Annotated in this window: 19 protein-coding genes, 1 tRNA gene and 1 pseudogene; 15 read left to right on the top strand and 6 right to left on the bottom strand. The window is 63.8% G+C overall.

Annotated elements, in window-relative coordinates; all coding sequences use genetic code 11:
- Positions 1 to 72 precede the first annotated feature (72 nt).
- The 6 genes from ABGB12_RS00325 (at position 73) to ABGB12_RS00300 (ending at position 6,559) form a co-directional block, all read left to right on the top strand.
- Positions 73 to 873 carry a transposase family protein gene (locus ABGB12_RS00325; RefSeq protein ID WP_347674993.1) on the top strand — a complete coding sequence of 267 codons (801 nt, stop codon included), beginning with the start codon at positions 73 to 75 and terminating at the stop codon, positions 871 to 873.
- Between the two features lie 572 nt (positions 874 to 1,445).
- Positions 1,446 to 2,270, top strand: coding sequence for a transposase family protein (locus ABGB12_RS00320; RefSeq protein ID WP_347673490.1), 825 nt, complete (start codon positions 1,446 to 1,448; stop codon positions 2,268 to 2,270).
- 86 nt (positions 2,271 to 2,356) lie between these two features.
- Complete coding sequence (locus ABGB12_RS00315; RefSeq protein ID WP_347673489.1) at positions 2,357 to 3,127, top strand: transposase family protein; 771 nt, start codon at positions 2,357 to 2,359, stop codon at positions 3,125 to 3,127.
- A gap of 835 nt (positions 3,128 to 3,962) precedes the next feature.
- A complete protein-coding gene (locus ABGB12_RS00310; protein WP_347673488.1) occupies positions 3,963 to 4,361 on the top strand; it encodes a hypothetical protein in 399 nt (132 codons plus the stop codon).
- Positions 4,358 to 5,008 carry a hypothetical protein gene (locus ABGB12_RS00305; protein ID WP_347673487.1) on the top strand — a complete coding sequence of 217 codons (651 nt, stop codon included), beginning with the start codon at positions 4,358 to 4,360 and terminating at the stop codon, positions 5,006 to 5,008. Before ABGB12_RS00310 ends, ABGB12_RS00305 begins: the two co-directional genes overlap by 4 nt.
- A 111-nt stretch (positions 5,009 to 5,119) precedes the next feature.
- Positions 5,120 to 6,559 carry a DNA phosphorothioation-associated putative methyltransferase gene (locus tag ABGB12_RS00300; protein ID WP_347673486.1) on the top strand — a complete coding sequence of 480 codons (1,440 nt, stop codon included), beginning with the start codon at positions 5,120 to 5,122 and terminating at the stop codon, positions 6,557 to 6,559.
- Here the strand turns inward: ABGB12_RS00300 and dndA are convergent, their stop codons facing one another.
- Positions 6,560 to 7,711, bottom strand: coding sequence for a cysteine desulfurase DndA (gene dndA / locus ABGB12_RS00295; RefSeq protein WP_347673485.1), 1,152 nt, complete (start codon positions 7,709 to 7,711; stop codon positions 6,560 to 6,562).
- A 90-nt stretch (positions 7,712 to 7,801) separates the two neighbouring features.
- Between dndA and dndB the strand changes: the two genes are divergently transcribed.
- The 5 genes from dndB (at position 7,802) to ABGB12_RS00270 (ending at position 15,256) form a co-directional block, all read left to right on the top strand.
- A complete protein-coding gene (gene dndB / locus ABGB12_RS00290; RefSeq protein WP_347673484.1) occupies positions 7,802 to 8,920 on the top strand; it encodes a DNA sulfur modification protein DndB in 1,119 nt (372 codons plus the stop codon).
- Positions 8,917 to 10,440 (top strand): DNA phosphorothioation system sulfurtransferase DndC, encoded by a 1,524-nt coding sequence (dndC, locus tag ABGB12_RS00285; protein ID WP_347673482.1) that lies wholly within the window; start codon positions 8,917 to 8,919, stop codon positions 10,438 to 10,440. The genes dndB and dndC overlap by 4 nt, the downstream gene beginning before the upstream one ends.
- On the top strand, positions 10,427 to 12,421 hold the full coding sequence (gene dndD, locus ABGB12_RS00280) for a DNA sulfur modification protein DndD (RefSeq protein WP_347673481.1): 1,995 nt from the start codon (positions 10,427 to 10,429) through the stop codon (positions 12,419 to 12,421). The genes dndC and dndD overlap by 14 nt, the downstream gene beginning before the upstream one ends.
- A complete protein-coding gene (gene dndE / locus ABGB12_RS00275) occupies positions 12,411 to 12,788 on the top strand; it encodes a DNA sulfur modification protein DndE (protein WP_347673479.1) in 378 nt (125 codons plus the stop codon). The genes dndD and dndE overlap by 11 nt, the downstream gene beginning before the upstream one ends.
- A gap of 659 nt (positions 12,789 to 13,447) precedes the next feature.
- Positions 13,448 to 15,256 carry an AIPR family protein gene (locus tag ABGB12_RS00270; protein ID WP_347673477.1) on the top strand — a complete coding sequence of 603 codons (1,809 nt, stop codon included), beginning with the start codon at positions 13,448 to 13,450 and terminating at the stop codon, positions 15,254 to 15,256.
- A gap of 444 nt (positions 15,257 to 15,700) precedes the next feature.
- Here ABGB12_RS00270 and ABGB12_RS00265 read toward each other — a convergent pair whose 3' ends face one another.
- The 5 genes and pseudogenes from ABGB12_RS00265 to ABGB12_RS00245 form a co-directional block, all read right to left on the bottom strand.
- Positions 15,701 to 16,099, bottom strand: a complete 399-nt coding sequence (locus ABGB12_RS00265) for a hypothetical protein (protein WP_347673475.1) — start codon at positions 16,097 to 16,099, stop codon at positions 15,701 to 15,703.
- 8 nt (positions 16,100 to 16,107) lie between these two features.
- Positions 16,108 to 17,520 carry a hypothetical protein gene (locus tag ABGB12_RS00260; protein ID WP_347673473.1) on the bottom strand — a complete coding sequence of 471 codons (1,413 nt, stop codon included), beginning with the start codon at positions 17,518 to 17,520 and terminating at the stop codon, positions 16,108 to 16,110.
- A 165-nt stretch (positions 17,521 to 17,685) separates the two neighbouring features.
- Positions 17,686 to 18,497: pseudogene (locus tag ABGB12_RS00255) on the bottom strand (transposase family protein).
- Positions 18,498 to 18,727: 230 nt separating this feature from the next.
- Positions 18,728 to 18,801: transfer RNA gene (locus ABGB12_RS00250), tRNA-Gly, on the bottom strand.
- Positions 18,792 to 19,799, bottom strand: coding sequence for an AraC family transcriptional regulator (locus tag ABGB12_RS00245; protein WP_347673472.1), 1,008 nt, complete (start codon positions 19,797 to 19,799; stop codon positions 18,792 to 18,794). The genes ABGB12_RS00250 and ABGB12_RS00245 overlap by 10 nt, the downstream gene beginning before the upstream one ends.
- A gap of 112 nt (positions 19,800 to 19,911) precedes the next feature.
- On the opposite strand from ABGB12_RS00245, the gene ABGB12_RS00240 reads away from it, so the two are divergent.
- The 4 genes from ABGB12_RS00240 to ABGB12_RS00225 all read left to right on the top strand — a co-directional run bounded on the left by ABGB12_RS00240 (position 19,912) and on the right by ABGB12_RS00225 (position 23,851).
- Positions 19,912 to 20,385, top strand: a complete 474-nt coding sequence (locus ABGB12_RS00240; RefSeq protein WP_347673471.1) for an anthrone oxygenase family protein — start codon at positions 19,912 to 19,914, stop codon at positions 20,383 to 20,385.
- Positions 20,386 to 20,463: 78 nt separating this feature from the next.
- On the top strand, positions 20,464 to 21,660 hold the full coding sequence (locus ABGB12_RS00235; protein ID WP_347673469.1) for an acyl-CoA dehydrogenase family protein: 1,197 nt from the start codon (positions 20,464 to 20,466) through the stop codon (positions 21,658 to 21,660).
- Positions 21,657 to 22,727: an acyl-CoA dehydrogenase family protein gene (locus tag ABGB12_RS00230; RefSeq protein ID WP_347673467.1), complete on the top strand. Its 1,071-nt coding sequence runs from the start codon at positions 21,657 to 21,659 to the stop codon at positions 22,725 to 22,727. Before ABGB12_RS00235 ends, ABGB12_RS00230 begins: the two co-directional genes overlap by 4 nt.
- A 143-nt stretch (positions 22,728 to 22,870) precedes the next feature.
- Positions 22,871 to 23,851, top strand: a complete 981-nt coding sequence (locus tag ABGB12_RS00225) for a hypothetical protein (protein WP_347673465.1) — start codon at positions 22,871 to 22,873, stop codon at positions 23,849 to 23,851.
- The last annotated feature ends 2 nt before the right edge of the window (positions 23,852 to 23,853 follow it).

Below are 23,853 nucleotides of genomic sequence, written 5' to 3'. Positions count from 1 at the left end.
CTTCATAGCCAGAGGCTTCACGTGCCCACCAGTGTCACATACTCGGCGACCCTTGAGGTCCGCCGCCAGGCCGTGCTGTTCCCGTTTGCTCTGCTGAACTCCGAGCGCCGCTGCCGAGGCACCCGCCGACGGCGTCGCGCGCTGGGGTGTTTCGCCCAGGCCGTGCTCGTGCTGCGCTGGTTCTGCGACGGCACCCGGCTGCGGCAGCTGGCCGCCGACAACAAAATCAGCCGTAGCACCGCCTACCGCTACCTGCATGAAGGCATCGACGCCCTCGCCTCTTGCGCCCCCGGCCTGCGGCAGGCCTTGGCCGGCGCCGAAGCCGAGGGCCTGACCCACGTCAACCTCGACGGCATCGTCATCGCCACCGACCGCCTGGCCGCCCCCGGGCTGAACGGAGCGGACCTGTGGTGGTCGGGCAAGCACACACACCACGGCGGGAACATCCAGGTGATCTCCGCCCCGGACGGCTGGCCTCTGTGGGGCTCCGAGGTACGACCCGGCCGTGAACACGACATGCCCTGTGCCCGCGCCCACGGCGTCATCGGCGCCCTCGCCGAGGTCTCCGCCGGCCTGCCCGCCCTGGCCGACCTCGGCTACGAAGGAGCCGCCCACGTCCTTCGCGTCCCGGTCAAGAAGAACAAGCGCCGCAAACTCACCGACGACCAGCGCACCTACAACAAACTCCTACGCGGCCTGCGCGGAGTCGGCGAACGCGCCAACGCCCTGCTCACCGTCACCTTCAAAGCCCTACGCCGCGTCAGCCTCGACCCTTGGCGCATCGGTCGCATCACCCGCGCCGCCCTCGTCCTGCTCTACCAAGAGCACAACTGGACCCTCACCCCGTCACACAACGCGATCTTCGCTTACTGACAATGGCTCAATGTATGACTCCATCGCGGCTGCACAGATGGCGATCGAGAAATTTGAGCTGATAGGCGTATTCCGCTTCATATTTTTCAGCAGCTGGAAAGCTTAGATAGGCCCGGTAGAATAATCACCGGGCCTATCTAAGCTTTCCTATTTTGACCAAGAGGCGAAGAGCTGGAAACCGGAATGATCCTACCGGTAGTGGAAGCCCGCCTGGATCTGGATGCTGCCTGGAACGCACGTGAGACATGGCCGCCATGGCGATGTGCTCTCGCCGAGAACCACAAGCGCCGAGATAGGTTCACAGTGGGGGCTTCGTATTAAGCCACGCGCGATGCGAGGGCTTATTTCGGATTTAATCCAAATGCGCACATTTGGTGCCATTGTTGAAATAGAATTCGCCGTGGCTGTGAGGTGATCTCAGCGGAATGGTTCGGTCAGCTGGGATTTCCGGGGTGTAGAGCTGGTATTTCGGGCGGTTCGGGAGGGGTTGCCGAAGGCCGGAAACGGGACGTGGAGCCCCGGTAGGAAGAGGGCCACCACAGCTACTCTTCGCGTCTTCCGGAAGGCTCCACGTGATTGTCCATCGTGCCACGCTCGACGTCTCCCGTGACCTCGTTCTGCATGTCTCCCGGCTGCTGGGGGCCGAACGGCGCTTGTGCGGCACGTCTAAGGGCAGCCGGGCGTTGACCCCATTCCGCCAAGCGGTCCTGGTGCTGCGCTGGTTCCGCGGGCAGAAGGACATTCCCGCCCTCGGCCGCGACCACGGAGTCTCACGGGCCACCGCCTACCGACACGTCGACGAAGGCATCGATGTTCTCGCAGCTCAAGCACCTGATCTGCACGAAGCTCTCGACCGGGCCCGCATGGACGGCCTCGCCTATCTGATCATGGACGGCGCCCTGCTGCCCACAGACCGGTGCGCCGAGCAGACCCTCAGCGTCAAGGGCGAGCCGATCGATCTGTGGTACTCCGGCAAGGCGCACCGGCATGCCGGCAACGTCCAGGCCCTGTCCTGCCCAACCGGGCTGCCGCTGTGGGTGTCCGATGCTGAGTCCGGCTCGGTCCACGACCTGACCGCAGCCCGCACCCACCTGCTCGGCGCCCTCTACGCCGCTGCGGCCGACGGCGGATACGAAGGCGCGGGAATCGGCGTCCTGACGCCTGTCAAAAACCCTTCCGACGGGCAGGTTCTTAGCATCGACAACCGCACCTACAACCGGCTCCTGCGTGGCCTGCGCTGCCTCGGCGAACGCGGATTCGCCCTGCTCAAAGGCCGCTGGCGCACCCTCCAGCACATCACCGCGAGCCCCAGCAGAATCGACGACATCGCCCGCGCCGCCCTCGTCCTCACTGAACGTTTTTCACCAGCAGATCCGGGCTCGTTGATCACGGCATGATCGCGGTGGCGTGTCGGCCTCGAGACATGAAGCCCCTGGTAGTCGGGTTGATCACCACAATCTCCTCGATCCGCCAGAGGCTTCGCATGTTGTTCTATCGTGCTTCGCTGCCGTTGTCGCGTCAGACCCTGAACTACACCACCGGTGTGGTGCGCCGGCACCGCAAGAGCATCGGCAGCAAGGGCCGAGCCCTCACGCCGGGGATACAGGCGTTGATGGTGTTGGTCTACCTGCGCAAAGGCGAGACGTATCTCGAGCTCGGTGCCGGGTTCGGGGTGTCGACCACGACCGCCTGGAGGTACGTCAACGAGGTCGTCATGCTGCTGTCGGCACGCTCGCCGAAACTCCGTAAGGCGCTGGCCGGGGCCAAGAGGGACGGACTGCTGTACCTGGTGCTGGACGGCACGCTCATCCCGATCGACCGGGTGCGCGCCGACCGGCCGTTCTACTCCGGCAAGCACCGGATGCACGGGATGAACCTGCAGGTCATCGCCGGTCCGGACGGGGGCATCGTGTGGGTGTCCGGGCCGCTGCCGGGCTCGACCCACGACCTGACGGCCGCCCGGATCTGGGGCATCGTCCGTGAACTGGCCGCCACCGGGATGATCGTCCTGGCGGACAAGGCCTATCAAGGGGCGGGCGAGCACATCACCACGCCCTACCGGGGCAGGAACAAGCCCGAGTCCCAGAAGCAGGCCAACCGCTCCCACGCCCGCCTCCGCGGGCCGGGCGAACGCGCGAACGCCCAGTTGAAGACCTGGAAGATCCTGCGGAAACTACGCTGCTGCCCGCATCGCGCCGGACACCTCGCCAAGGCCATCCACGTCCTTCACACCCGCGAACTCGCCGCACGCTGAAAAACGTTCACTTATTTCGAGCACGGCCACCTACCCGAAAATCGCTGAGATTACCTCTGTGCGTGTTGAATTGATGCCAATTAATTGAAAAACTTTTCCTGAGTGGAAATCGGTGCTGATTAATTTAGCTTGTATCTATAGATGCCTAAGCGGGGTATCGATAATTTGGTTCCATTTCGCGGGGTGTGGCACTTAAGGTCGCGCTGGAGAGCCTTGCTCGCATCCTTGGTTTTATCAATTCATGAAGGTTGGCGCTGTCGATGGAAATCTCCATATGATCGAGCTAGTGATTTCATAGTGGCTAAAGGGTTGCCGGAACGGGCATCCTGGCGCAGTAAGCGGACCGTTTCGGGCGGGGAACGTAGACTCGGGGGCGGGAAGGTGGTTTTATCGTACTCCTGTAAAAATTTTTGGCAACCCGAGCCTGAAATATTCCGAGATGTTGATTTTATTGCACCTTATCACGTTTGTCTGAATCTAAGGGTGGTTCCGGGCGTTCGCCCATGGTGGCGGCGGGTGGTTGGCTGCCTAATGTTCGGCATGCATACTGGCTTCCTTGCATTGTGATACAACCTGATACAGGGTTTTCCGACTTGAGTCGGCTTGGGATGCTTTGCATCATGATTTTTCGTAGGATGTGGGTGTTGCCCTCACATAGGGGAAGTGTGCTATCTTCGCACGAAAAAAATGGCCTTCAGGTCTGCGTCGGCGTCACCCATAATGGCCTCAGAGGTCACATTTGCTGATGCTTCCTGGAAGGGATTAGGGCAGTCGTCGGCACATGGGATCTCTGCACGTACTCGTTCAGGGACACATCTCAATCCAAGGATCCTTCATGCTCATCGAAATCAAGACCGACGGCTGGGAACAACGTCTGGGGAGGTCACTCATGGTTGTTCTGCCTCCCGGCAGCGCTGGCGGTATCGTCTGGTTGGCTCTTCAGGAACCCGGTCCGTCTGCTGTCCAGAGCTGGTCGGCAGTGGCATCAGTAACGCTGGTATGCGGGCTGTCCTACGTCCTGGGGCGTATCCCACAGGTCATCCGAACCTCGCCGTCGTCGCAGGTGGACTCCGAGACGCAGACCGCGGCGCCGGTCCGCAGTCGCGGTATCTCTGCGCTCGCCGCCGAACTCGCTCATGCACATAGGGAGATCGACCGGCTGTCCGCGGTCGTCGCGCAGCTGACCGACCGCCGCCAGCGCAAGGTCTCGCCGACGAAGCGGAAGCCGCGATGACTGAAGCGGAGCGTTTTGTCGTTGACGTGAATGACATCTCGCTACGCGGCTTCGCCGCTCAAGCTATGCGTATCACCGATGTCTCGACGGATCGACTGGTTGCCGAGCTGGCGTTCCTGCATTTCTACAGGGCGGCCATAGCGGGGGATCTCGAGGACTCAGCGATCCGTGAGTCCTGGCGACGCATCCATGAAGACAGCGATCAAGCTGAGGTGTGGCGACTGTCTGCCCAGGGCGAGTGCCTGGTGAGGCTAGCGAAGGAGTCGTACCGCATTGCGCTCGGCCAGATGCATGACACGCAAGGTGTCCTCGGTGCCCCAGGCCTGTCTGCACCAGATCTGTCCAAGCCCGACCCGTCCACAGCTGGCAGCATGCACGAACTCGCCGATCTGCTCGAACGCTATCGAGTCTGGTCCGGGGAACCGTCAACGCGCGAAATCTCCAGGGTTCTGCGTTCGGCCAAATACCCGCATCCGGTCTCGCACACCACCATCGCTCGGATCCTGTACAGGAAGGATGGGACAAGGCCGCATCTCCGTCTTCAGTATGTTCGCGCCATCATCATTGGCTGTAACGGCAGCGTGGAGGATCAGGAACTTTGGGTTCATGCATGGCGCAGATTGTCTGGCGAGACCAATAGCGGATAGGCAGCATGCTCTTCGCCTCTGGTGGAGGCCGATGCCTGGCTGGTCACGATCAGTCTCTGCATCTGTCGCTAGCGGTCCCTTGCTGAACCGACAGAACCAACGGGAGCTTCCATGTCTGGGTTGCACTGGGAAAGCGATCGCCGCCTCACCGCGATCGGCCGTACCACGCTGTCAATAGCAGCCCGACAGGCTGTCGTCGATGGAGAGGCGAGCACCTCTACCAGCGTTCTGGACTACGGCAGCGGACGTGGCGACGATGTCCGTGGCCTACGCGGGATGCGGTTTCAAGCTCGGGGGTGGGACCCTTTCTATGCCCCCGATGAAGCTCCCCAGCCAGCGGACGTCGTGCTGCTGACCTACGTTCTCAATGTCATTGAAGACCCTGAAGAGCGACGCGAGGCGCTACAACGTGCCTGGGGACTTACAGAACGTCTACTTGTGGTCACGACCCGGCTCACCTGGGACCGGTCAAAAGTCCGAGGTCGGCAGTACGAGGACGGTGTCTTGACCAGCAGGCGGACGTTCCAACATCTGTTCAGTCCGGCAGAGCTTCGTGCTTACGTAGAGAAGACGACTGGTGTCCGCTGTGTCTCCGCTGCCCCCGGCATTGTCTACGCCTTCAAGAGCGACGATGCCCGCCTCCGCTACCTGGCCCGGAAGATCGTTCCGCACGCCGACTGGTTGGCCTCCGACGACACCGGTTCGGCGATCGCTGCCGTTGTGGACTACACCGAGCGACGAGGTCGCCTGCCAAAGCTGGAAGAGATGCCCACGGAGATGGCCAAACTCCTCGCACATCTCCAGCCGAACGAACTACAGCGCATCGTGAGAAAGTCCGCAGACCCCCAGAAGGCCGAGGCAGGCGTCAGAGCATCGACCCTCTCCACGCTCCTGTTCCTCGCAGTTGAGCTGTTCAACGGCCGTGGACCCTACAGCAGCTTGCCCATGTCCTTGCAACTGGATGTTAGGGCTTTCTTCACCTCTTACAAGGAAGCCTGCATGCGGGCCGACCGCCTGCTGTTGAAGCTACGCGACGACACCTACATCAGGGGAGCGATGCAGGCGTCGAAAGTCGGGAAGCTGACCCCCACGGCGCTGTATGTACATAGACGCGCGGTCGATCAGATGCCGACGGTGCTGCGTCTCTATGAGCACTGTGCTTCGATCGCGGCCGGGCGGCCGCCCTTCTGGTCGCTGGTCAAGCTCCGTCATCAGGGCCGTGCGGTGAGCTGGCTGGACTATCCAGAGTTCGACACCGATCCGCATCCCAAGCTGCACTCGTCATACATGGTAGATCTCACCACACTGAAGACATCGTTCAAATCCTATGAAGAGGCTGCGAACCGGCCGTTGCTTCACCGCAAGCATGAGTTCTTGGCTTCCGATGATCCGGACGCCCCCAAGTACCGGCGGTTGACGCACTCCGAGGTGCGGGCCGGACTCTACCGAAACCCGCACCTCATCGGAACGGAGGATGGTTGGGAGACTGAACTCCTCCGCTGCGGAAGGGAGCTTCGGGGACACCGCCTGGTGCGTCGCAAGGAGTCCTGATCAGGCGAAGTAGGACGCCTCCGCCTGAAACTCAGAGATCTCGTCCACCAGCTCGTTGACGTCCAGGTCCTGCACCTGGTCGGGGAACCAGGACAGCCGCAGGCCGTTGCCGGCGATCTCGTCCGGCAGCCCCATGCCGCGCAGGACATGGCTAGGGGTGTAGGACGCGCTAGTGCAGGCAGAACCGGTGGAGACAGCCACAAGCTCCTTGAGCTGGACGATCAGGGCCTCGGCATCCACACCCTCAAAGGACAGGTTAAGGATGTGCGGGACCACGTGTTCCTGGTCACCGTTGAAACGAACCTTGGTCTTGCCGAGAGCCTCTACCAGGCGAGCGCGGAATGCCACGGCCTGGTTCCACCACTGCTCATGCTCCTTCTCAAAGAGCTCGGCAGCCTTGGCGAGGCCGGCGATGAGCGGGACCGGTAGCGTGCCAGGCCGAAGCTTGCGTTCTTGCCCGCCGCCGTACATCAGAGGAGTAAGCGGAACAGTGTCACGGCCACGCCGCCGGACGAGCAGCGCGCCGACCCCCTTGGGCGCTCCAACCTTGTGGCCGCTAATGCTGATCATGTCGATCGGTGCTTTGAGATCCTCGGGGAGCTTGCAGAATCCCTGAGCGGCGTCCACGTGCAGGTAGGTAGGGGTGTCACGCAGCTGCTCCGCCAGTTCCGCGACAGGCTGGATCACTCCAGTCTCGTTGTTGACGTGCATGACAGAGACCAGCAACGTGTCGTCACGCAGCCGCTCGCGGACAGCTTCGACGCTCACCCATCCGGATGGGCCCGGAGAAATCAGATCGACGTCGAATCCGCGGGAAGCCAGGTGCTCCAAGGGCTCAAGGACGGCCTTGTGCTCGATCGCGGAGCTGATGATGTGGCGGCGGCCTTGGGACTCTCCGTACGGAGCCAGGCCGAGCAGCGCGATGTTGTTGCTCTCGGTGGCGCCCGACGTGAAGACCAGCTCAGATGGTCCGGCGCCAAGCCGTCCGGCGAGCTGCTCCCGAGCCTGCTGGACTACTCGCTTGGCCCTGGTTCCCCAGTCATGGGTGCGGCTTCCGGCATTGCCGAACTCTGTGGTCATCCAGTGGAGGACCACCTCGGCGACCCGGGGGTCGACCCGCGTGGTCGCCGCCGAGTCCAAGTACGCGGTCATGCTTGCTGCACCCCTCTGCATGTCGACTCTCACGTAAGCACGTGAAAAACTAGACGTACATACGGTACCGTCAAGCCAGTGAGGCCACTCTTGTCACAGCCGTCGACGAGCGGAACAACAGCGGGATTTGAGTACACCTTCCCGGCGATTCGGGGCGTTCAGGCGCAGCGTGAATTCTATGTCTCGATGTGTCCGCTGCGGCTCATCCCCAAGATCTTCCTGTTCGATGAAGAAGAGTTGGCACCCGAGGTGCGGGCGCAGCGGGTGCTCAACAAGGGGCGAATCCCCGCTCTCGCCTCTTACATCCTCGACAACCCCACCGACTACGTCTTCTCGGCTCTGACCGCGTCGGTGGACGGAGAGGTGCGCTTCGTCGGGATCGCTGACGAGGGCCCTGGCATGCGGATCGGGCAGCTTCACATCCCGATGGCTGCCCGTTTCCTCATCAACGATGGCCAGCACCGGCGAGCGGCGATCGAAACAGCGCTCGCCGAGAACCCTGAGCTGGGTGACGAGACCATTGCGGTCGTTTTCTTCCACGATGCCGGCCTGGCTCGCAGCCAGCAGATGTTCGCCGACCTCAACCGGCACGCGGTACGCCCCGCCCGATCCATCGGAGTGCTGTACGACCACCGCGACGAACGCGCCCAGATAGCAAGGCTGCTGGCACTGAAGTCACCCATCTTCCGCAACTTCGTGGAGATGGAGAGCAGCACCCTATCCGCCCGGTCCCGCAAGCTCTTCACACTCAGCGCTCTCTACTACGCCACCGGTGCGCTCCTGCAGGGGCTTGCGGTGGATGATATTGACGAGCTGGCCAAGCTGGCGGAGCAGTACTGGACAGCTGTCGACTCGCTGATCCCTGAGTGGGAACTCGCCCGCAAACGGAAGATAACGGCAGCGGACGTCCGGCGTCAGTACCTACACAGCCACGGGATCGCGCTGCACGCACTCGGCCGTCTCGGCAACACGCTGTTGCTGGAATCCACAGAACCCGATTCGTGGCGCCCCCGGCTGGAGCCGCTTGCCACGATGGACTGGTCGAGATCGAACCCGGACTGGGAAGGCCGAGCCATCGTCGGCGGTCGTGTGTCGAAGAACCACACCAACGTCGTGCTGACCGTCAGCTACCTGCGGCAGAAGCTCGGCATGGAACTCAGCCCCGAAGAAGCCAATATCGAAGCGATACACCTGCGAGGAGATCGATGACCGTCCCCCTGGGCATGCCGGCCCGCCGGGCCATCCCGTTCAAGGACCGTGGGGGTCTCGCCGCCGTCGTCAAAGAGCTGACCGAGGAGATTCGAGAGCTCTATCTGGCTGACGAGGTTCCCTGGGTCATCGGTTATAGCGGTGGCAAGGACTCCACCTCCGTGCTCCAGCTGGTCTGGCTCGCACTGCAGGAGCTGCCGGAAGACAAGCGCACCAAGCCGGTACACGTCATCTCCACCGACACTCTGGTGGAGAATCCGATCGTCGCCAGCTGGGTCACGCAATCCCTGGTCACCATGGAGAAAGCAGCAGAAGAGCAACAACTTCCCATCAAGCCGCATCGACTCACCCCTGAGGTTAAGGACACCTTTTGGGTGGGCTTGATTGGTAAGGGCTACCCGGCGCCCCGTCCTAAGTTCCGCTGGTGCACCGAACGGTTGAAGATCCGGCCGTCCAATACGTTCATTCGTAACGTCGTGCGCGAGCACGGCGAGACGATCCTCGTCCTCGGAATCCGCAAAGCCGAGAGCCAGGCCCGAGCGCGAGCCATGACCCGGCACGAGAAGCACCGTGTCCGCGACCGCCTCTCCCCGAACGGCAACCTGCCCAACTCACTGGTCTACAGCCCGATCGAGGAGTGGACCAACGACGAGGTCTGGACATTCCTCATGCAGCTCCCCAACGCCTGGGGACACAACAACAAAGACCTGCTGACTATGTACCAAGGCGCGTCCAGCGACGGCGAGTGCCCTCTGGTCGTGGACAACACCACCCCGTCGTGCGGTGACAGCCGATTCGGCTGCTGGACCTGCACCCTCGTCGACCAGGACAAGTCCATGGCGGCAATGATCCAAAACGACGAGGAGAAGGAGTGGATGCAACCTCTCCTCGAACTGCGCAACAAGCTCGACGTCCGCAACGAAGAGGGACGCCGCGACGACAAGCACCTGAGGGACTGGCGGAAGATGAACGGCTCCATCCAGCTGTTCAACGACCAGGTCGTCCATGGCCCGTACACCCAGAAGTCACGCGCGAACTGGTTGCGGGAACTTCTCAACGCTCAAACCTGGGTCCGGCAGAACGGCCCCGAAAGCGTCCGTGGCATCGATCTGATTACCATGGACGAGCTTCACGAGATCCGTCGCCTCTGGGTCTTCGAGAAGCACGAGGTGGAGGATCTTCTACCCAAGATCTACGAGGAAGAGACCGGAGAGAAGTTCCCGGGTGGCCCCCTCGACGAACATCTCACCCTCGCTGAGGACGAGATGGAGTTGCTCCGCGAAGTCTGTGGTGATGACGAATTGCACTTCACCACCGCTCGCGAACTGCTAGCAGTGGAACGCAAGTTCCGGACGATGACGCGCCGCTCTGGGCTCTTCGAGGAACTCGAGAAGACGATCCGCCGCGGCTACTACGAGAACAAGGAAGACGCCGAACAGAGCGCTCTGCAGCTCCAGAAGGAAAAAACCGTACCCGAGCTGTCGCTCTTTGACGAAGAGATCACTGATGCTCCTGCTTAATGTCACCCTTGAGAACTTCGGTGCCTACAAGGGCAAGCAGTCTCTCGACCTGACCACCCGCCCTGGTCGCCCGATCATCCTGATCGGTGGCCTTAACGGCTGCGGTAAGACCACGCTGCTGGATGCCATCCAGCTGGCGCTGTATGGAGCACGCGCACGCACCAGTGGCCGCGGCAACCGTTCCTACGACGACTATCTTCGCGACAGCATCAACCGGCAGGCCAACCCCAAGCACGCCCGGGTGACCGTTGAATTCTCCACAACGGTTGAAGGCCAGGAACGCCGCTACAAGGTCGTCCGGTCCTGGGAGGCCAGCGGCAAGTCCGTTCGGGAGTTCCTCAACGTGCTCATCAACGGCGAACTCGACCTTGTGGTCAGTGAGCATTGGGCCGACTACGTGGAGGACCTTCTACCGCTTGAAGCATCCTCGCTCTTTTTCTTCGATGGAGAGAAGATCGAGTCGCTGGCGAATCCAGACCGAGCGGCTACAGTGATCGAGTCCGCCGTGCAGTCGCTGTTCGGGCTCAATGCGGTCGAACGGCTGCGTAACGACTTGCTCGCCGTCCAGCGCCGACAGAAGATCTCAAAGGAAGATCAGCAGGTGCTGGAACAAATCCAGCAGATCGAGAAAGAGATCAGGCAGACAGACCAGCTCTGCGACGAGGGCGCCCAACGTGCCGCGTCGAAGGCATCCGAGCTGGAAGCGGCTGAGCGGCGTTTTGCAGGCGTCGACGAGGTGTTCGCCAAGGAAGGCGGTGACCTCTACACCCGCCGGGCAGAGCTAGAAGCCGAACGATCTCAGACGGCTGCCCAGCTCAAGAGCGTCAACGAGACGCTGGCCAACACTCTCGCCGCTGGCCCTCTGCCTCTGATGCTGCTGGCTCCACAGCTATCAGCAGTCCGGGACCAGGTCGAGAATGAGAGACAGGCTGCTGAGGTAGCGCAGGTCATCGATGTGCTGAGCGAGCGGGACGGGGAGCTGCTGGTGCTGCTGAAGGACCTCGTGCCTACTGACAGCCTCACAGCGGCAGAGAAGCACCTCACTGCTGACCGGGAACGGCGTGCATCGATCGTTGCCGGGACTCGTCAGATGTTCGACTTCCCAACCGAATCCCTCCCGCAGCTGATGTCTCTGGAGGAGATCTTGGGGCAGGAGGTTGCGCGCGCGCGTGATCTTATCGAACAAGCCCAACTTCTTCGGGAGCTTCTCAATGTCCTCGAGCGTCAGCTTGCTGGCGTACCGGCTCACGATGTAATCGCCACGCTCCTTGAACAGCGAGACGCCCAACGGGACGAAGTGACTCGCCTTGGACTTGAGCTCGACAAACTCAAGGAAGAGTTGGAGACCGCCCGCCGCCGTCGTGAGCAGCTCGTGCTTGAGCGTGAGCGTGCCTACAAGGGACGTGCCGCGAAGCTGGCCCAAGCAGAGGACGCGGAGCGCATTGTCACTTACTCCGAGAAGGTCCGTTCGACCATGGAGAAGTTCGGTGCCGCGCTCCTGCAGAGACACATCAGCAAGCTCGAGGTCGCGGTCCTGAGGAGCTTCCAGCACCTCATGCGCAAGTCTGCTCTCGTACGCGACCTGCGTATCGACACACAGAAATTCACTCTCACCCTGGTTGGTCACGACGGCCAGGAGTTGGATCCCTCCCGCCTAAGCGCGGGTGAACGTCAGCTTTTGGCGATCTCACTCCTGTGGGGCCTGGCGAAGGTGGCGGGTAACCGCCTCCCCAGCGTGATCGATACCCCCCTTGGCCGTCTCGACAGCCGCCATCGCGAACATCTGGTGGACCGTTACTTCCCTCACGCCAGTGACCAAGTGCTCCTGCTGTCCACGGACGAAGAGATCGACGAGTACCTGCTCAGCAAGCTGAAGCCGTCGATCGCGCACACCTACATGCTGGTCCACGACGACAAGACGTTCACCACTTCAGTCGAGCCCGGCTACTGGTGGACTGGAGGTACGGCTCATGTCGCTTGACAACGTTCGGCTCTCCCAGCCGGCGAAAGACCAACTGGTCAAGCTCAAGCGCATCACCGGCATCAAGAACTGGAATACCCTGTGCCGCTGGGCGCTTGCGCTCTCTCTTCAGGATCCGACGCCACCGCTGGTTCGAGAAATCAACACCGACTCCAACGTCGAAATGTCCTGGAAGACCTTCACCGGTGCCTACGGTGATATCTACCTGGCGCTCCTGAAGCAGCGTTGCCTCGCTGACGGCGAGGAACCCACTGAGGAGAACATCGTTCATACCCTGACCATCCACATCCACCGAGGGATCGGTCACTTGGCTGGCCGTCAAGACCTCAAGAACATCAGCGACCTCGTCTCACTCGCTGTCGCCTGAATTTTCGAAGGGGCACATGGTGAACCATGTGCCCCTTCGTGGATCTTGAGGAGTGGGTCTCCTCGTTGCCGGTAGTGGCTGATGAGTGCGCGGGTCTGGTGGATTCTGCGGAAGAGCGACCAGGCCAGGACGTGTTCGAGGGCGCTGGCGGTGGAGATGAGGATGCAGGCGATGGAGCTGCCGATCTCGGCGAGCGAGGGTCAGATCGGCAGCGGGGTCGGTTCATGTGGCTCTCCCGGGTTCGGGGGTGTTTTCCCAGGCCAGGAGCGCGGGCGGTGCCCTGGGGCTGCGGGCCAGGTATCCAAGGGTGGCCCCGCAGTGCTGGCGGGCCACTCCGACGGACTTGGTCCCTTTCTTGATCGCCTAGGTGTCATCAGCGATCAGCATCCCTCTGGCGAGTCAAGATCTCCACCAGGTAGGAGCGGACCTCATCGCGGAGCGCGCTGGCGTCCCACTTCGCGCGGTTGAGGAGCCATTTCAGCAGATAGCGGTCCGAGCTTATGGAGCAGTGGCGGACGATTCGGGCGCTGGAGGCTGTGCAGGTCGTAACAATCACCTCAGCTGGCCCATCCACCATGTGGCCTGTCTTCGCCCGGTGCTCTCGGGAGTCGTGCCACGATGGAGACCGACAGACATGAAGCGCGAAGGAGCCTTGCCAGGTGGAGATCTCGGCAGATTACCTCAGTTGGATGCGGGACCAGGTCAACAGAGTCGCTGATAACTACGATGTGACGAGTGATCGTGCCTTCGCCGCTTGGGCGATTCACTATGCACTCGAAGTCGCCGAGGACGATGCCTTCAACCAGTCTGACACACTGCAGCGCGGCGACGCCGGGATCGACGGCTGGCACTACGATCACGACGCCGGCATCTTTCACCTGGTGCAGGCCAAGTACTCCGATGACCCCACCGGGACTTTCGGTTCACCCGGCACATTGGACTCCCTATTCAAGGCCGCCATGCTCCTACGTGATCCGGAGAAGATCGAGAAGGGCCAGAACGCTGAGAAACTCAGAGACGTCGCGCTCGCACTCAAGGAGGCGCTCGACGACGGCGCATCAGTGTCCCTCGACTTTTTCATCGCGGGGCGGCTTTCCGAGGAGAGCAAGAAGCGGCTCACCGACACGGCTGTCGGGTTCGGCGAGAGCTACACGGCCAACATCTTCGATATCGAGCGGCTCTATGAGATGAAGCTCAGCGAGGATCCCATCGAGGACCTCGCCGGGCAGTCGGTTACGTTCAAGCTGTCAGGGAAGAACGAATACTTCGAGCGGTCGGAGTTCTCTCTTCCAGGTGTAAAGAGCGCCGGCGTCTTCGCGCTCGATGGCCGTTCGCTCGCGGACGCCGTCGCTAAGTGGGGTCCCCGCCTGTTCCACGGGAACGTACGGTATTACCTGAAGAAGTCCAATCGGGTGAACAAGGCCATGCTGGGGACGCTGGACGACGCAGAGAAGCGGAAGGCGTTCTGGTTGTACAACAACGGGATCACCTTGGTCGCCGAGTCGTTCGAGTTTCGTTCCAGTGATGAGACTGGCCCCATACTCATCGCGAGGAATCCTCAGATCGTCAACGGCGCTCAGACATCGTCGGTCTTTCATGAGCGGCGGGCCAGCCTGGAGTACGGCGAGGTGGCCGTGCAAGCGAGGATCATCGCGATCGAGCAGGGCGATGCGGGGCGTGACGCCCTCCGAGAGATCTCCCAGTACACCAACAGCCAGTCGCCGGTCCGGGCCGGAGACCTGCGCGCAAACGAGAACCGACACCGCAGGATCCAGAGCAACTTCGGGATGCTGACACCCCCGATCTTCTACGAGCGCCGCCGCGGCGAGTGGCAGTCGCTGACACCCGCCGACCGCAAGGCCTACAACAACCGGCGAGTGACTAAGGAGGATATCGGCCAGCGTTACCTGGCTTTCCAGGGGCTTCCTGCGGACGCGATCTCCAAGCGGGAGTCGATGTTCGGTGATTTGGAGAACCAGGCGTTCGACCCTTCGGTATCGGCGAAGGAGTACCTACTCGCCTACGAGCTGTATGAGCAGGCCTCCAACCTGCTGAAGGCCTCCAACAGCGAAAAGCTCAGTGCTCTCGCCCCTTCGCTGGGCAACAAGATGGGCGGTGACCCGGACGGCCCCACCCGCGTGGACGCACTGCGTCCAGCGCACAAACTCGTCTGCGCCCACGCCACCGCGCTGGCCCACGAGGTTCTGATCTGGCGCTTCTCCTCGTTGGGCCAGATTCGGGCGACGGCGATTCTCGAGCGAATGGCCGTCGGTCCCGAGGACCCCACGTGCAAGTTCGTCTGGCTGCGGGTCTGGCAAGCGATCAGCCTGTGGCTCGCCTCCGCCAAGAAGGACAACATCACCGTTAAGGTTGCGCTCCAGCGCCCCGACGCATTCTCCCAGATGAACGGCATCCTCAAGGATGCCCTCGCTGAAGCCGAGAAGACTGCGATCCCTTCCATCTCCTAGACCTAGAAGAACGATAAGGATCTTGCTTGGGGGCTGTCTGGCCGTAGGCCGGGCAGCTTCTTTTGTGGTTATGCGGTGGTTGGGGTGAGGGCCCAGGCGGTGCCGGTGTGGGTGAGGCCGAGGTTGATCAGGCGGCGGAGGTTGAGGGGCGGCGCGAGTGTGCAGCCAGGTGTTGTTCTTGATGGCGCAGTGGTAGCGCGGGCGGCGACTGCCGTGGTGCACCAGCCATGAGCTTCCCCGTTCAACAGCCAGGCACGATGAGAAGGGTCAGGCAGATCGTGGGAAGGAAGATCACGTGACTTCACCTCATCAGCCGGAATTCTGGCGCAGCCGAACCGCCGATGCAGCATAGCTGGCGCTGACAGAGATCCTGGCCAGCGGCAGTCCCCATCTCGCGGTGATTCTGGCTAGAAAAGGAGGGAGTGGAAAGCGATGGGCGGGGCTTCAGTGGTCGTTGCCTCCGGGGTTCTCCAGGGTGAACCACCGTCGCTCGTGTATTGACGAGTCATAGCCGTAGTGGCGGTCCTTGTATTGGTTGAGGGCTGCCTGCCATTGGCTGAGGACGAGGACCGCGTCGCTATTCTGCGGGAGGGTTTCCTCATCGAGCATGTCGACGAAGGCAAAGCTGGGGTCGTTTTCGATGACCTTGCTGAGCTCATTGAGGAGACGGTTAAGCATTTTGATCTTGAGGGTGTTCACGATGCCGTCCTGCTTTTTCTTGGACAGCTCGGTCATCTCACGGTGGGCAGCCACCAGCATGGGGACGAGCCGGTCATAGGTCGCTGCCTGCTCGTCGGTAGGTGGCAGTGAGGTGCCGTCGTTCAGCGTGGTGCGGTGGGACATATGTTCTCCTACTTTGGGAGCCGGCGGGTGAACTCGACGTGCTTCTTGCGCAATGCTTCGATAGCGCGCCGTCCGGAGTCGAGGAGGGCGACCATGAGGTCGAGATCTGAGTCGTCCAGGCACAGGACCGCGCGGCGCTTGGACGAGTGCAAGTCGACGATATTGCGCTGGACGCTGGTCTTCGGCGGGTTACGTGCGACGATCACACCGAGGCGGCCCATGTCCTCGTCGTCGAGGTAGCGATAGAGCTGATTGACGTGCTCTGTGTCGAGCACGGCGACGTTCTTGAGCTCGAAGACGAGCTGGCGCGCGCCGTACTGGTCCCGGAGGTCGGTCAAGAACGGCGTCTTGCCGTCGTTGTGGAAGATGATGTCTCGGATGTGGGCACCGCTGATCGTTCGTTCCTGCTGGCCAGCGAGGTCGAGCTCGGGGTAGAGCACGGAGGACAGGACGTCGAATACGAGCTCCTCGAACTTCTTGTCCGCTCCGTCGACGCGCCCGGTCGGCAACGCCTTTATCTCGGAGACCTTCTTCTTGACGGTCGCGAGTCTGAGCGGCGTGAAGAGTGGGTCTGGGGTGCACACGTCGGCTGCGGCCTCACGCTCCGCGACGTAACTGCGGACAGTGTCGAAGTGTACGCGGTTGTAAGTGAGTACGTCCTGCTTGGCGACGGCTCTGCCCGCGCGGCCCGGCGGTAGTACGAGCGGCGCGTAAGCGCTGCGGTAGTAGTCGCCGTAGTTGATCCAAGGCAGCCTGCGGAGCAAATTCAGTGGTGCAAGTAGGACGGGCGAGCCGTCGGCAGGGTTGTGTGGAAGGCGAGCATCGAACGGCCGCCAGTCGAGCGCTGCGGTGTCCCAGCCCAGGAGACGGCGGCGGCTCGTCGGGATGCCCCAGTCAGCGCAGCGGCGCTCAGTGAATTTGCTGAGCCAGCGTTTGATGACTGAAGCGGTCAGATCGCTGATGCGATCCTCGGCGATGCGGGGCACGAGCAGCGAGAGGACCTCCAGGTGGTCCAGGCTAGCGGTTTGGAGCTGCGGAACCTGTTGGAATGTGTGGACGATGCTGTCGATGGTGCCGGAACCGAGCGCTGAGCCCCGCTTAGTCCCGGCGGCATAGCCCAGCCCGAGTTCGGCTGGCTCGCGGATTTCTGAGAGAAGCATTCTTGCTCGCATGGCCCGTCCGTCGACGGCGTGCTTGCGGACTTCGTCCACGAAGCCGAGCAGATCGGCATGAAGCCGTCGGTACTCCGGGTCGTCGGACTTCCAGAGCAGGAATGGATCGAGGTACAGCGGGAGGTCCTCGCGTAGATGGGGGACGACAAAGTCCACCTCGTCTTGCCGGATCATCAGGCCGAAGACGTCGCTTAGGCGTGGGTTGAAGATACCGGCTGCGGGGTCACCCGTATCGCCGTCCGCTGCCATGTCTCCCAACCTTTCGTTACTTTCCGACGAGGCTACGCTAACGAAGAGCACCGACATTTTCCGGCACGCTCACCTAAGCTTTCCGAGTCCTGCCCTCGAACTTGAGTCCCGCGCGCGGGCGCTCACTGAGCCTTTGCCGGTAATCTCTCGTGACTGTTCGTGATTTCAGATGGTGTGGTTGTTCTCATGGTGGAGCAGGACGAGGGCTGCCGCGGTGATGGCGCCGATCCTCCAGGGGCGAGGCTGACTTGGCGCAGGGCCTTGAAAGTGACGATGAGCAGTGCGTTCGCGCGTTCGCCGATGTCGCGCAGACCGCGTAGCAGTTTGTTGGAGGTCTTGTGGTCGTCGGTGAGCCGGCGTCCTTTGGTCTTCTTGGCCGGGACGCGCAGTGCGTGGGCGGTGCCTTCGTGGCCGAGGTCGGCCAGGCAGGTCAGGGTGTCTTTGACCTGGGCGAGGGCGCAGGTGATGTCGTGTTGGCGGCCAGGCTGCACGGAGGAGGTCCACAGCGGCCATCCGTCGGGGGCGGAGAGGACCTGGACGTTGCCGCCATGGTGCTTGTGCTTGCCCGACCACCACAGGTTCGCGGTGTTGGGGCCAGGCGTGCTCATCCAGTCGGTGGCAATCACGACGCTGTCCACATTCACGTGCGAGTACTTGGCCTCCTGGGCGTCCCGCAGGGCGCCGTGCAGGTTAGGGCATGGGAGGCGAGCACGTCGATGCCCTCGTGCAGGTAGCGGTAGGCGGTCGTGACGCTGATGGCGTTGTCGACGGCCAGCCGCCGGAGCCGGGGTGATCCAGGAACCACCGCAGGATCAGCACCGCCTGCGCCCGGCAGTCCAGGACCCGTCGGCCTGCGCGGTGCCGCGCTGCTCACGCTCGAACTCCAGTAGTCCCGACACGAAGACGACCGTCCCCTCCTGCACGTCCAGGACGGCGGAGTCTGTGACATTTGAGGACGCGTGAAGCCTCTGCTCTATGAAGTTGATCTCTCGACAAGACCACTTCTAGGACCCCACATGCATCGTATTGATTTGAGTGGGCTATGGGGTGCCGACGAAGGAGGCAGTGGTGCCGGGCGATGCTGATTGAGACCGGGTTCGCATGTGAGCTGCCGGGGCGTAGCGGCGATTCCCAGTGACATTTGGGTGACAAAAGATCTTGAGCCGTGATCCATCCAAGTGGATCACGGCTCTGACCTGCGGAAACCTGGAGCGGATGACGGGAATCGAACCCGCGTAGCTAGTTTGGAAGACTAGGGCTCTACCATTGAGCTACATCCGCGTGGGGCCGTTGTGTGTGGCTCCGTCGGTAGCGTACAGGGTTTTGGGGGGTGTACGCGAAATCGGGGGTCGGCGGGTGCGGTGTTGGGCCGGGGTGAGGCCGCGGGTGCGCTTGAAGGCGGTGCTGAGGGCGTAGGGGGTGGCGTAGCCGACTTTGCGGGCTATGGCCTCGAGGGTGAGGGCCGGGTCCTGGAGGAGGTCGGCGGCGAGGCTGAGGCGCCAGCGGGTGAGGTGGGCCATGGGGGGTTCGCCTACCAAGGTGGTGAAGCGGCGGGCCAGGGTCGAGCGGGAGACGTCCAGTTGCCGGGCTAGGAGCTCCACCGTCCAGGGGTGGGACGGGTTGTGGTGCAGCAGGCGCAGGGCCTGGCCGATCATGGGGTCGGATTGGGCCCGGTACCAGGCGGGGGGCTGGACGTCCGGGCGGGTCAGCCAGGAGCGCAGGAGCGTGATCGTCAGCAGGTCCAGGAGGCGGTCCAGGATGGCGTTCTGGCCGGGGGAGTCCTGGGTGATCTCCTGGGTGAGCAGGTCGATCAGAGGGGTGTGGGCGGGGTCGGCGGGGAGGGCCAGCAGCGGGGGCAGGGCGTTCAGCAGTTGCTGCGCGGTCTCCGTGGCGGTCTCGTAGGTGCCGGTGAGCATGACCGTCTCGCCCGTGGGGGTGTTGCCCCAGGTGCGGATGCCCTGGGACATCGTCTCCTCCAGGCGGGTGCCGTCCAGGGTGGTGCAGATCTGGCCGGGGTGGATGACGATCTGGGGCGGGGTGCCGGGGGAGTCGGAGACGACGTAGGGGTGGGGGCCGCGGGCCAGGGCGACCTCGCCGGGGGACAGGCGCAGGGGCGGGTCCGTCTCGGGGGTGATCCAGGCGTGGCCCTGGGCGATGACCACGACCGTCAGAGGCGAACGGTCCTGGATGCGCATGGACCACGGCGGGTTCATGACAGAGCGCAGTAGGAAGGCGCCTGCGGCGCGAGGGCCGTCCAGCAGGGCGGCTAGAGCGTCCATGGGACGAAGGTAACGCGTGGACGGACGCGTATGCGCGTGCGCTTCTCAGCGATGGAGGCCACGGCTCCGGCGCAGTGAGATGGGGTGTAGTCGAACCCCGGAGGAGAACACCTTGAACCGTACTCTGCTGCTCGTCTCGACCGTCGGAGCCGGAGTGAATGCCGGAGTCTTCTTCGCGTTCTCCACTTTCGTCATGCGAGGGCTGGCGAATCTGCCGTCCGCTCAAGGCGCCGCCGCGATGCAGTCGATGAACAGGGCCGCGCCCAGCTCCCTCTTCATGCTCACTTTGTTCGGCACGGCGGTGACGGGCATCGTCGTGGGCGTCGGGGGACTGCGCGACCTCAGTGCGCCGGGAAGCGTGTATGCGGTGGTGGGAGCCGGCCTGCATCTGGTTCCGATCGTGCTGACGGCGGTCTACCACGTGCCTTACAACAACCAGCTCGAGGCGCTGGACGCCGCGGCCGCCGGTACGGCCGACTTCTGGAAGACGTACGTGTCGCGGTGGACGGCGTTCAACCATCTGAGGTTCCTGGGTGCGCTCGGTGCGGCGGCCGCGTTCGCCCTCGCGTACAGAAGTGGAAAGTAAACCCTTACGGAGGGTGGAGGAAGCCGGGGTCATTGGGGTTGAATAAGAAACCGAATCCGATTCGGTTGAGGAGCCCGGATGACTGATATCGAGGCGTATGCCAGTCAGGTGAAAGCCTGGCTGGAGAAGACCCCCATACCGGAGAACACGGGCGTCGACGTGTCCCGGGAGTTCATGGCCGAGCTCTACGACGCGGGCTACTCCGGCATCTCCTGGCCGGCCGAGTACGGCGGGCAGGGGCTGAGCACCGCCGAGGAGCGCGTCTTCCAGCAGGCCGCGCGCGGCAGCGGCAAGGCACTGCCGACCGGCGTGTTCGGCATCGGCCTCGGCATGTGCGGCCCGACGCTGCTGTCACTGGGCACCGAGGAGCAGAAGAAGCGCTACATCAAGCCGCTGCTGCGCGGCGAGGAGATCTGGTGCCAGCTGTTCTCCGAGCCCGGCGCGGGCTCGGACGTCGCCTCCCTGCAGACCCGCGCGGTCCTGGACGGGGACTCCTGGATCCTGAGCGGCCAGAAGGTCTGGACGACCGTCGCGCAGCACGCCGACTACGGACTGATCATCGCTCGCACCGACGTGGACGTGCCCAAGCACAAGGGCATCACGATGTTCATCGTCGACATGCACGCCCCCGGCGTGACGGTGCGCCCGCTGCGTGACATGACGGGCATCGCGCACTTCAACGAGGTCTTCTTCGACGACGTCCGCATCGCCGAGGACCAGGTCGTCGGCGGGGTGAACAACGGATGGCACGCGGCCATCACCACCCTCCTGCACGAGCGTCTGTCGATCGGCATGGGCAGCGCCGCCCCCGACCGTCCCACCTCCTACCGGAGCATCGCCGCCCGCGCGAGCAAGCGCGGCCTGACCGAGGACCCGGCCGTCCGCGAGAAGCTGGTCGACCTCTACATCCAGGAACGCGCGCTGGAACTGTTCAACGCCCGCCTGGCCCAGGAGGTCAAGGCCGGGATCAATCCCGGTTCGCGCGGTTCGGTCACCAAGCTCCTGCTGGCCGAGCTGACCCTCGACAGCGCCGAGACCGCAGCCGAGATCTTCGGTGAGGGCGTCGTCGCGCACTCCGAGGACGACGAGCTGGCGCGCTACGCCGCGGCCCTGGCGTGGGCTCCGGGCATGGCGCTGGGCGGCGGCACCAACGAGATCGTCCGGAACGCGATCGGAGAACGGGTGCTGGGCCTGCCCCGCGAACCGCAGGTCGACCGCGACGTCCCCTTCCGTGAACTCAAGGTCGGCACGCAGAAGAAGGAGGCGGGCGCGTGAGACTCATCCTTACCACCGAGCAGCGGGAACTGGCCGAGGCCGTCCGGTCGTTCCTGGCCTCCGCCGCGCCGATCGCGCGGGTCCGGCAGATCGCCGAGGGCGAGGAGTCCTACGACCGCAAGACGTGGGAGCGGCTGGCCGGCGAGCTGGGCGTCACCGGCCTGGCGATCCCCGAGGAGTACGGGGGAGAGGGCGCCGGACACGCCGAGGTCGCCGTCGTCCTGGAGGAGCTGGGCGCGGCCCTCACCCCGGTGCCGTACTTCGCCTCGTCCGTCCTGGCCGCCGAGGCGCTGCTCGCGCTGGGCGACGAGGAGGCCAAGCGGGAGTACCTGCCGGGCATCGCGGCGGGAACGACGGTCGCGACGCTCGCGTTCGGTGAGGGCGTGACGGCCTCCGCCGACCACACCCTCGACGGGTGTGCCGAGCGTGTCCTCTACGGCGCCGACGCCGACCTGCTCCTGGTCGTCGCCGACCTGGACGGCAGGCCCGCCGTCTTCGCCGTCCGGGGCGAGGCTGCCCGGCGCACCCCGCTGGAAGTCCTGGACCCGACCCGTCCCCAGGCCGCGGTCGAGTTCTCCGGGACCCCCGCCCGCCTCGTCGGCCCGGCGGACGCGACGGAGGCGCTGGCCCGCACCCTCGACGTCGCGGGCGCGGTCCTGGCCTCCGAGCAAGTGGGCGGGCTGCGCCGCTGCCTGGACACGATCGTCGATTACGCCAAGCTGCGCGTCCAGTTCGGCCGGTTCGTCGGTTCCTTCCAGGGAGTGAAGCACCGGCTCGCCGACCTGCACTGCCTCCTGGAGCAGTCCGAGTCGGTGGCCAGGTACGCGGCGTGGGCCGCCGACGAGGCGCCGGACGAGCTGCCGCAGGCCGCGGCGCTCGCCCAGGCCTACGTCGGCCCGGCCTACTTCCGGGTGGCCAAGGAGCACCTGCTGCTGCACGGCGGTATCGGCTTCACCTGGGAGCACGACGCGCACTTCTACTACAAGCGCGCCAAGAGCTCCGAACTGCTGCTGGGTCCGCGCCGCGGGCACCGGGCCAGGCTCGCGGAGCGGCTGGGTCTGGGCTGAGCCGGAGCGGCGCGCTGTCCTCTCCGCTCAATTCTTGAGCGGAGAGGACAAAAAATCCGGGAACTCCTTGCCGTCGTTGCCTGCTAGCTGACATATCCGTCATGCCACGATGGGGCTCCCTTCGACCCACCCCCGGAGGAACCATGCAGCCCGTGCTCCTGGCGTGCGCCGCCCATCTCATCTACCTCACCGGTTTCGTGATCTTCAAGACGACCGGTGCCTCGCTTCCCCCGCTCACCGCCCGGCGCCCGTTCCACGCCACGATGAAGCTGGCGACCAGCGGCTCGTGGCTGATCGGCCTGACCACGGTGATGAGCGGCACCGTGGTGGCCGCGTCCGCGGTGAACACCGCACCGGTCTCGATCATGCTGGCCACCTACCTCTTCGGCCTGCTCCTGCTGATCGTGGTCGGTGCGTACGGCTTCAAGGAGCGGCTGGCCCGCCGCGAGGTCAACGCACTGATCCTGCTGGCCGGGGCGCTGGTCCTGATCGCGGTCTCGGTGTTCTACGGATACGGGTCCTTCCCCTCGCGCAGCCAGGCCGGTCCACCCGACCCCTCTCCCTGGACGTTCGCCGCCGCGACGGTCCCCTCGCTCCTCTTCCCCATCTGGCTGTTCTGCGTGCGGGAGCGCAAGGCGGAAGGCCGGCACGCCAGGCGGCTCACGGGGGTCGCGTACGGGATCGGCGCGGGCGTGCTGCTCGGCACCGCCGAGACGATGGGCGTGGCGATGATCCCCTACATCACCGGCGCTCCGCGCGACCTGCTGTTCACGCCCTACCCGGCGCTGTTCGTGCTGGCCGGGGGACTGGGCCTGGGCCTGCTGCACATCGGACTGCAGCAGCGCCGCCTGATCCTGGTCTGCGCCGTGATGAACATCGTCGGCAAGATCCAGCTGGTGTGCGGCGCCGCGCTGCTCTTCGGGGAGCCCTGGCCGTCCGAGCCGCTGTGGCTCGCCCTGGAACTGGCGGGCGTCTTCCTGGCGCTTTACGCCGTCCTGCTCTTCCCCCGCTACGAGCGGGTCACGGGGACCCTCGCGGCCGAGCCGCCCGCGCCCGTGCGCGTTCCCCGTCCCGAGCACCGGACGGCGCCGCGCATGGCGGCGCCCCCGCGTGCCCATCTGTGAGG

The sequence above is a fragment of the Actinocorallia sp. B10E7 genome (assembly GCF_039871655.1).
Classification (GTDB): Bacteria; Actinomycetota; Actinomycetes; order Streptosporangiales; family Streptosporangiaceae; genus Actinocorallia.
Note: the sequence above shows the minus strand (reverse complement) of the source record. Positions and strands in the feature narration are given on the sequence as shown.